10 protein-coding genes and 1 pseudogene are annotated in these 7,768 nt (G+C 41.8%); all 11 read right to left on the reverse strand.

Translation table 11 applies throughout. From position 1 onward, the window contains the following. Positions 1-37: 37 nt before the first annotated feature. Positions 38-544 (reverse strand): GNAT family N-acetyltransferase, encoded by a 507-nt coding sequence (locus ACED59_RS21460; RefSeq protein ID WP_009846557.1) that lies wholly within the window; start codon positions 542-544, stop codon positions 38-40. 46 nt (positions 545-590) lie between these two features. Next, on the reverse strand, positions 591-1,058 hold the full coding sequence (locus ACED59_RS21465) for a cold shock domain-containing protein (protein WP_012603768.1): 468 nt from the start codon (positions 1,056-1,058) through the stop codon (positions 591-593). A gap of 86 nt (positions 1,059-1,144) precedes the next feature. Next, a complete protein-coding gene (locus ACED59_RS21470; protein WP_017099097.1) occupies positions 1,145-1,357 on the reverse strand; it encodes a hypothetical protein in 213 nt (70 codons plus the stop codon). Positions 1,358-1,578: 221 nt separating this feature from the next. Beyond that, positions 1,579-2,079 carry an opioid growth factor receptor-related protein gene (locus tag ACED59_RS21475; protein WP_017099098.1) on the reverse strand — a complete coding sequence of 167 codons (501 nt, stop codon included), beginning with the start codon at positions 2,077-2,079 and terminating at the stop codon, positions 1,579-1,581. A gap of 467 nt (positions 2,080-2,546) precedes the next feature. After that, positions 2,547-3,020: a response regulator gene (locus ACED59_RS21480; protein ID WP_017070648.1), complete on the reverse strand. Its 474-nt coding sequence runs from the start codon at positions 3,018-3,020 to the stop codon at positions 2,547-2,549. Beyond that, positions 3,007-4,362 carry an ATP-binding protein gene (locus ACED59_RS21485; RefSeq protein WP_017099099.1) on the reverse strand — a complete coding sequence of 452 codons (1,356 nt, stop codon included), beginning with the start codon at positions 4,360-4,362 and terminating at the stop codon, positions 3,007-3,009. Before ACED59_RS21485 ends, ACED59_RS21480 begins: the two co-directional genes overlap by 14 nt. A gap of 6 nt (positions 4,363-4,368) precedes the next feature. Then, on the reverse strand, positions 4,369-5,787 hold the full coding sequence (locus ACED59_RS21490) for a DASS family sodium-coupled anion symporter (protein ID WP_004733551.1): 1,419 nt from the start codon (positions 5,785-5,787) through the stop codon (positions 4,369-4,371). A 237-nt stretch (positions 5,788-6,024) separates the two neighbouring features. Then, positions 6,025-6,240 (reverse strand): annotated as a pseudogene (locus ACED59_RS21495) (hypothetical protein); the annotation flags it as partial. A gap of 129 nt (positions 6,241-6,369) precedes the next feature. Further along, the gene (locus tag ACED59_RS21500) at positions 6,370-7,017 is read right to left on the reverse strand and encodes an HAD family phosphatase (RefSeq protein WP_017090759.1); all 648 of its coding nucleotides are present in this window, start codon (positions 7,015-7,017) and stop codon (positions 6,370-6,372) included. 124 nt (positions 7,018-7,141) lie between these two features. Further along, a complete protein-coding gene (locus ACED59_RS21505; RefSeq protein WP_017099101.1) occupies positions 7,142-7,528 on the reverse strand; it encodes an NUDIX hydrolase in 387 nt (128 codons plus the stop codon). Between the two features lie 30 nt (positions 7,529-7,558). Next, positions 7,559-7,768 (reverse strand): hypothetical protein (locus ACED59_RS21510; protein ID WP_371705118.1); only part of this gene is annotated, 210 nt, incomplete at its 5' end.

Consider the following 7,768-nt stretch of genomic DNA (forward strand, 5'->3'; position numbering starts at 1 on the left):
GTACCAAGAGTATTGCATCGTGTTTAAACCATCCTAATCAATCTGGTTCCTTGGTTAACGCCTTCTCTAACCACATTGAACTGATGTATTGACCGTTTTTCTTCGCATATTCATTGAACACTCCGACTTCTCGAAATCCAAAACGTTTATGAAGTGCTATTGAAGCCTCATTAGGTAAAGCAACACCTGAGAGTACGCGGTGAACACCATAATCACTAATCGATGCAAATAGCTGAGAATAAAGCTTAGAGCCTAAGCCTTTACCTTGAGCTTCTGTCGCAAGATAAATAGTGACCTCTGCGGTATCTTCAAATGCCGACATAACCCGGTATTGCTGAGAACACGCGAAGCCTAATAACGCATCACCTTCTGTCGCGACATAAAGTTGATATTTACTTTGACTAGAAAATTGAGAAAACCACTGCTGGCGATTTTCCAACGACAACTTCTCTTCTTCAAAGCGCGCATTGGTATGTTCAATATAAAAGTTGAAGATATCGGTGATGCCTGCAATATCAGGTAATGTCCCTACTCTGATTTCCATGTAATGTCCTTTTAGTTGTCTATTTTGAATGACTAGTAAACAGGCATCAATAGTGACTGCAGAACTGACTCTCGCAAGGAATACCATCACGATCACCATCTATTTTCACATTGGGACAGTTTGCCAAATAAAACTTTGCTTCATCACAAGATAACATCTCACTGCAGTACATTTTTCCTTGGCAGCTAAAACCCATACTCTCATATGCCGGATTTAACTTTGGCTCTAACAAAAAAAGATAAAAAGCTGCCCCTATAAGACCAACGATAAGTGCAGACAAAATAAGTGATAAAGGATTGGATTTGAGTGGTTCTATGCCAACTAACTGAGCACTCGAAGCGCTGAGTTTAGAAGAACTATGTGATAGTTGAAATTCAACGCTATCTCCCACTTTTGGAGAACGATAACCCTTTCGAAATTTGGATATATGAACAAAAATATCGCCCTTTAATTCATCTGAGTTGATGAATCCAAACCCCCTCTCATCAACCCATCGAACAATTTTTCCATTCATAACTATTCCTCTCCAAACCGTCTCTTGGTCTTAGTTCAAATCACTAACAATATTCCGTTACGCTTAATAGGGTTCAAGTTTTCCCATTAAGGACTCTTAACTTTACCCATTTTAGTCAGGATGCCTTTGCCCTTCTCATAAACAAAAGATAAACCAAAGTAGACTGAAACCCACAAGACAAAATCAAGAGCGGCTAACTTGATATCAAGTGGATCTGAAAAGATGTTATAGGTGTGTCCAAACTTTGCTTCAATTGATTTAACTAAAATCACTGTAGCGATAAAAATCACAATCCTCATGGGTTTCCCTATCTATACGTTTAAACTAAATCGTACACATGCGCGTGGATATTGTTTAAGTTATTCCAAGTATATAATGCGTTTATAGCCCTACATGTCGTTGGCTTTTTCTATAAACCAAGTGCCTTTACACGGGCCATTGGTTAAATGCCAACGACCATCAAATCTATTGCTACTGCCACGTGCTGAAAATCGATAATCCCACTGGCTATTGCGGACTTCTAACCATTTAACGCATTACGCCAATATTGCACCGTTTTATCAGAGACAGAACCGGTTTCGTTCGCTGATGCGATCAAGAAGCCACATAAGTTGGTCGCAACTTCCTCATTGCCTAACAAATATAAACTACGAATAGCTCGCGTTAACCTTAGTTGGTTATGATCATGGTTTTTAAGCCATACATGATTTGCGGGGCTAAGCGGTAACAACGAAGATATTTCGATACCCTCTCGCTGCATGCCCCAAAACTCAAGCATCAGGTCAAGTACTTGTAGATGAGCTGTGCGGAGCTCTTCTGAATTAGCAAAAAGCGCCCTATCTTCTTGAGTAACCAACGGTGCATGTTGATTAAACTTAGTCCCCTCATCTATTGGGAAAAATACTTGAATGTACTTATGGTCATGCTCCAACCAAAAGTGATTGTAAGCTAACAACTGTTCTATATTACGACCAAATTTATCTGGCACTTCACCAGATATAAAGCGAGCAATCTCACTCATTTTAAATTCCTACTGACTATAAGCCCCCACTTATGGGCGAATACATTATTGCGCAGTAAACCTTGAAAAGCCTAGTCCTTTACGTTGTAAGCACCGATCTGACTTCGAACTCCACATACCACGCATTAGGAATCACATTTGAATACTTTCGACTTACTTTTCTAACAAACGACACTGATACTCTGCGACACATTTTAGCTCTGCAATATGTTCAGGGAATAGTTCAAACACAGTGCATCCGCTGGCGTTGGCGTTGGCGTTGGCGTAGCGTATAAGTTTTAGATTTAAGCCAGCAACCAGTGTGTTAATAACTGAGTACTAAAACCTGAACTACTAAAAGAGATAGGTAATATATGCACCGAAAGATTACGTCTTTCGCAGACAAAATCCCTCAGAAAGCGTCCTTCGGTGCATACAATTTCAAGCGACTAACATAAGTGACTAGCGCAAGAACCTAACGTAAATGGCTAACGTAAGCGTCTCAACACAACCTGCTGGTCGAGCTCATTCTGATAGTCCGTGTAATCAAGCCCTTGATCAAATATGTACTCAGTGACAAGAGTGCGAATGCATTCAACTAACGTGCTTGCTTGCCAAGGCTTTTCAAAGTAACGGTCGATACCTGCTGCATTAATCGCATTGATGGTATCAGTATGAGTGGCCTGCCCCGTAAGAAGAATTTTCTTTGTATTCGGAAAGCGGCTGTCATGGAACACTTCAGTGAGTAACTCCACCCCCGTTTTCCCTGGCATCACATGATCAGACACGATGACGGTAATGTGTTCGCCTTCTGCGTCAAGTTCATCAATGAGATCAAGCACTTCTTGTGCTGATTCACAATCTTCAATATTCAGCCAACTCGCCAGCGGCTCTAAATCTTGTATCACTGCGCTCAGTACTTCTCTCTGGTCATCGACACAGATTAAATTAAGCTTCTCCATGTTCACCCTCTATTGGTAACTTGATTCTAAATACAGTTTTAGAAGCATCACTTTTCACAATGATACTTCCGCCATAACCCGCCACAATCCGCTTAACAATTGATAAACCCAAGCCCAATCCAAACGATAAACCACCTTTTTTAGTGGTGAAGTTGGGCTGAAATACCTTTCTACGAGTCACCTCGTCAATCTCAGGGCCGTTATTCGTGATCGTAACTAATATTCTTTTCTTACTTAATCTGGTTTGAATTTCTATTGCGGCATCGTCTGAATTCGACATTGCATCACAAGCATTCTTTACAATGTTGACCCAAATCTGAACGAGCTCTGTTTTCGAGCCTTTAAAAGGCGGCAAATCTGCAGGGCTCAATCGCACAGATACTCTACGTAACTCACTTTGTAACAACGATAAGGCATGGTTAATGGAGTCATTAATATCAACCGCTTCTTCGGTGTCAATATCAACTCTGCCAAGTTGTTTAACCGATTTTACGATACCGACGGTGTGTCTAGATGCCAAACGTAAATCATGTAAATCACAGCCCATCTTCCAAAAGCGAATCGCTTCTTCTGGGTTTTTCAGCCAATGTTTTGAAATAACGTCTGTTGCAGATGAAGCGTCAATTGGAATCGCCTTCGCAAGAGAGCGAGCAATGTTTTTGTCTAAACCATATTTTCTTTCAAATTGTCGCCCACGTGTTCGCGCTTCTGACGACGATGTTTTCTGACCATGCATTAACCCAAAATCGAAAAACTGACTGGCTTCTGGATGCACTTCTTCAAGTAGATCCATGATGACCGTTTCAAGTCGGCCAGATTTACTATTTACTACACCAATAGCGTTGTTAAGCTCATGGGCAATCCCTGCAGCCAATTGACCCAAGGTCGTCATTTGTTCAGCAGTATGTAACTTCTCTAGCGCTTTTTGTTTCGCTATCGCTTCTTGTGTTGCGCGACGTTGACGACGCGACAACTCATTGACAATCACAGGTGTGAACTGTGCGGTAAGAGGACCAAACTTACGCTCATCTTCAGCAGGCGTGTCTTTATCGATCCACGCTAACTCAACATCGGTTTTAGCAACAACCGTTGAAGATGCTGTCCAATTACCTGAAAAGAAGCTATGAACGCCTATAAAAGCCCCACTACCTGCGCTAAATACTCGCACTTGCGGTGTATTCGCTTCGGAATAAAACCCTTCCAGCTCTCCACTAAACACATAATATAAACGTGTGTTTAACGCTGATTGTTCAATAATGGTGTTACCAGCACGGCACGTCACCCGACGTTCTGTCTGATTAAAATAACGATCGATAAGTGCTTCTAGCTTTTGTTGATACACGTATCGTTATCCTATGTGACCAATTGAATGTAGCACCCACACCATAACAAAACTCAGTAGCACACCAACCACACCTAAAATAATACCGATTCTGGCCATTTGATTACTTTGCACATGACCTGTGGCATGAGCCAACGCATTCGGTGGCGTACTGATTGGCAGCGACATACCTAATGAAGCGGCAAAAGTCACAACCAGAATTAACGTTAACTCACCGCCTAGTGGCGTGAGTGAAGCCATAGACGAACCTAATGCAGCCATAATTGGCATTAATAAGTTAGCTGTAGCGGTATGAGACATAAAGTTTGCCATTACCAAACACAAGAACGCCGCTCCGAACAACACCACATAGGGTGAGTAAGCATCAAACGGAATACTGTGTACCACGAGCCTTGCTAACCCTGTTTTATCGAGAGCCAAACCAAGCGCAATACCACCTGATACAAGCCACAGTACGTCCCAAGAGATTTTTTTCAGGTCTTCTTTATTGATGATCCCTGTGAGTGAGAACACAGCGACAGGAATAAGAGCGACGGTATAAGAGTTCATGCCATGGCTTGAGCCCATTAACCAAAGAATGATGGTCAGCGCAAAAGTGACGTATACCGCAATGGCTTTGGGCGTTTTAAGGAATTTACCTTTGATGCTTAGCTCGATTTTCTTTTGGTCAGCTTTGTACATAAAGCCTATTAAAAACCACGCTAACGCCATCATAATAACGACAAACGGCACACCAAATGCCATCCATTCACCGAACGTAATGAGGTTGTCACCAACTAAATATTTAAGTGCGATAGCGTTCGGCGGGGTTCCGATCGGGGTACCAATACCACCGATGTTAGCGGCAACAGGAATACAGAGCGCAAACGCTATACGACCGGGGTCTTTCGGGCCAAACACAGCCAGTACCGGCGTTAAAATAGAGAGCATCATTGCCGTTGTTGCCGTGTTAGACATAAACATCGAAAAGATACCAGTGATCAGCATTAAGCCGAGCATCACAAACTTCGGGTCTTGTCCAAATGGCTTCAACAACACGCGAGCTAAGTTTACGTCTAATCGATACTTAGTGGCAGCCATCGCTAAGAAGAAACCACCTAAAAACAGCATGATGATTGGGCTAGCGAATGTCGCCATGATATCGCTGTATTTTAACAGCTCACCAAAATGTTCCTGCCCATGCTCAAACCTTAAAAAGATCAGCCCTTTATCCGACAACATCAACAATTGCAGAACGATAATAACAACAGACGTCGCGTAGATCGGTATAGGCTCGAACACCCAGCACAATGCCGCTAATAAAAAGATCGCGATAACGCGTTGTTGAATAATCGTAAGGCCTTCAAATGGAAACGCTGATAGCGGCATTACGAGGATAATGAAAGGAATTAAAATAGGGATAATGTATTTAATATAGGGGCGCATAGCACAAAAACTCTTCCTGAGATAACAACTACTTAGAAATTAGATTTAAAGTTCTAATTTAGTCCGACAACGAATTATCGACCTCTTATCACTATCTCACTATCGGCTAGATCAATGATTCCGTAATCGCGATATCCCCTTTTTCGATTCTGTGCGCTACCTCTACGTTTGTGTGTCATTTACTGTTGCAATTAAATTCCGAGAAACAAAAGGCAAACGTTCGCCTTTGCGTGGGAGATCCATAAACTTCGGCGCTTGCACCGTTGCAGAGCACTCGCCTAAAACTTCAATCTCAGTTTGGTCTATCAACTCACTCGTTTTAAGCCACACATTGTCGGTTATGCTGAAATAATCATTAAGGTGATTCGCAGCCAAATAAGCTTTTAATGAATGAGGTTGGTGGATACTAGCACTGCTATAAAGTGCCTTTTCCAATAGTTGGTCGCTTGTCATGCTTCCTCCGTGAAACTGATGCTGAATAGAGGTGAATAAAACGCTCCTGTCTAAAAATTGTACCCAAAGCAATGAACCCAACCTTTAATCCAAAATGTAAGGTATTGAGAATCACAACAGATAACTTTGTTACACCAACACTTCATCGTAAGTACTGATTGATTTTAGTGCACCACTTAAATCATTTCTCGTATTAAACTCATGCTTAACAGCAATAACGTCGCAACCACTAGATCTACCAGCACAAATACCAGCAGTTGAATCTTCAAACACGACTGCATGTTCAGCTGATACGTTTAGATTTTGGAGTGCAAGGTTATACGCTTCAGGATCTGGCTTGTGCTTAGTTACGTGCTCTTGAGTGATTACAAGATCAAAAACATGGTCCAGTTGTAACGAAGTCAAAATATTATCGACCATCCATGTCGCAGCCGAGCTTACGACACCACATCTCTTACCTTCTTTTTTAAGATGTTCAATATACGATTTAGCGCCAATATTTAGCTCTAGCTCTTCACCTAACATCCGTTCGTAGTGGGTTCGAAAACAACGGTTAAATTCAGCTAGGTCTGGTGAAATCCCCGCATGGTCGAAAAAGTGCCCAGTCACTACCTGCCAATTTTCTCCCATGACATCTTTGTATATGTTGTAGTCCACTTGAACGTCATAATCTGCACAAGCTAGTGCCAATGCTTTGCCCTTTAACGGCTCTGAATTTACTAATGTTCCATCCATATCGAACAGATAAACTTCATAATCTTTCAATTTATTCTCCATGTTAACTTGTACAAAATCGCTACACGTGAAAGTCCCATTTAAAGCATCTAGAGGAACTTAAATAACAGCTCATGCAGTAATATGTCTACTACATAGTAAATTCAATATTCAAACCAACTTTGAACTATGCATATCGACTCAAATGGTTCTCTATAAACTCGATATCTGCACGATAAAAGTCATCAAGAGGAATCGCTGAGCGCTCTAGCCAATAGAAAGTTTGCTGTCTTTCTGCGTCGACCACTTTAGGCTCATCATTGTGATCCGCACTCAAAACGACGTAATGAATCTCACCACCGAAGTCGTTCTGACCTTGATGAGTGCCGAGGAGTTGTAAATCTTTAAGACCTGTTTCTTCCCACAACTCTCTAATTGCGGCATGGCTACCCGACTCACCGGGATCAACTGAACCTCCAAGGAACTCAAAGACCATACCTTGCCCATGTCTAAAGCGCTTTTGAACGAGGACTTTTCCATCTCTCACAACAACCGCCATAGCTATATTTTTCATCTGAGCTTTCCTTGTACTTCAAAAAGCACTTTAAACAAAATGAACTAAGAACAAGGAATGCGTCTTAGGTGTGCCGTTGTATTTGCACCAACTGTTACTTAACTTAAAAGAGACTCGCACTGACTTAGCGATTGCTGCCGCCTCAGCATTAGGTATAAAGCCCATGTAATCATTGCGTCTAGAGCTATGATCTGCTCCAGTAAGACTGGACACCGCATTAAGCGACATATTGTTTTTCAA

It is taken from the genome of Vibrio sp. FF266 (assembly GCF_041439695.1).
In the GTDB taxonomy this organism is placed as follows: domain Bacteria; phylum Pseudomonadota; class Gammaproteobacteria; order Enterobacterales; family Vibrionaceae; genus Vibrio; species Vibrio tasmaniensis_A.

Coding starts and splice junctions, on each gene's coding strand:
- ACED59_RS21460 (WP_009846557.1), bottom strand. CDS start 544: ATGGAAATCAGAGTAGGGACATTACCTGATATTGCAGGCATCACCGAT.
- ACED59_RS21465 (WP_012603768.1), bottom strand. CDS start 1,058: ATGAATGGAAAAATTGTTCGATGGGTTGATGAGAGGGGGTTTGGATTC.
- ACED59_RS21470 (WP_017099097.1), bottom strand. CDS start 1,357: ATGAGGATTGTGATTTTTATCGCTACAGTGATTTTAGTTAAATCAATT.
- ACED59_RS21480 (WP_017070648.1), bottom strand. CDS start 3,020: ATGGAGAAGCTTAATTTAATCTGTGTCGATGACCAGAGAGAAGTACTG.
- ACED59_RS21490 (WP_004733551.1), bottom strand. CDS start 5,787: ATGCGCCCCTATATTAAATACATTATCCCTATTTTAATTCCTTTCATT.
- ACED59_RS21475 (WP_017099098.1), bottom strand. CDS start 2,079: ATGAGTGAGATTGCTCGCTTTATATCTGGTGAAGTGCCAGATAAATTT.
- ACED59_RS21500 (WP_017090759.1), bottom strand. CDS start 7,017: ATGGAGAATAAATTGAAAGATTATGAAGTTTATCTGTTCGATATGGAT.
- ACED59_RS21505 (WP_017099101.1), bottom strand. CDS start 7,528: ATGAAAAATATAGCTATGGCGGTTGTTGTGAGAGATGGAAAAGTCCTC.